Source organism: Pseudoroseomonas ludipueritiae (assembly GCF_014490445.1).
Lineage (GTDB): Bacteria > Pseudomonadota > Alphaproteobacteria > Acetobacterales > Acetobacteraceae > Pseudoroseomonas > Pseudoroseomonas ludipueritiae.
The window spans coordinates 1-677 of sequence record NZ_JACTUZ010000379.1; the positions used below are offsets into that span (position 1 = coordinate 1).

Below are 677 nucleotides of genomic sequence, written 5' to 3' on the forward strand. Positions count from 1 at the left end.
ACAAGGTAGCCGTAGGGGAACCTGCGGCTGGATCACCTCCTTTCAAGGATGCGGCATGGGGTGAGAGCTTCGGTTCTCGGCTGTGCACGCTCCGACAACATGGTTTGCCTTGAACTTGTTCTGCGGCGGATGCCGTGGACGCTCTCTCGTTGGTTTTGATCTGGCTGCCCTGATGGCGGCTCGAGGTTGCGGCTGGCCGGTTCTGGCTTTGGTCAGGACGGGCGCTGGCCGCGCATCCTTCCCTGCGCGGTGCCCGGGTTCGGGCATGGCGGCTTGCGGAGGCGTGGTGTGCCGCTGTGGCGCACGCATCCAAGGGACTGGTTTTTGGGCCAGTAGCTCAGTTGGTTAGAGCACACGCTTGATAAGCGTGGGGTCGGAGGTTCAAGTCCTCCCTGGCCCATACGCGCTGCGCCCTTGCGGGGGTGGCGGCGGGTTGGGCCGGTTGGTCCAGGAGTTCTCCTTTGGGGGCGTAGCTCAGTTGGTAGAGCACCTGCTTTGCAAGCAGGGGGTCGTCGGTTCGAATCCGATCGCCTCCAGGTGAGGGTTACAAGCTCCGCGCATGGCCTTGGGTCATGTGGCGGCACTTCCAGAAAACCGCCTTGATGCGCCTTTGGGGGCATCGGGGTTTTCTGTTGTTGTTTCTCATGGTGAAGAAGAGTTGGTGATATCGAGTGTTC

2 tRNA genes are annotated in these 677 nt (G+C 61.6%); both read left to right on the top strand.

The window, feature by feature from the left end:
• Positions 1-326: 326 nt before the first annotated feature.
• Positions 327-400: transfer RNA gene (locus IBL25_RS26480), tRNA-Ile, on the top strand.
• A gap of 63 nt (positions 401-463) precedes the next feature.
• Positions 464-536: transfer RNA gene (locus tag IBL25_RS26485), tRNA-Ala, on the top strand.
• Positions 537-677 lie beyond the last annotated feature (141 nt).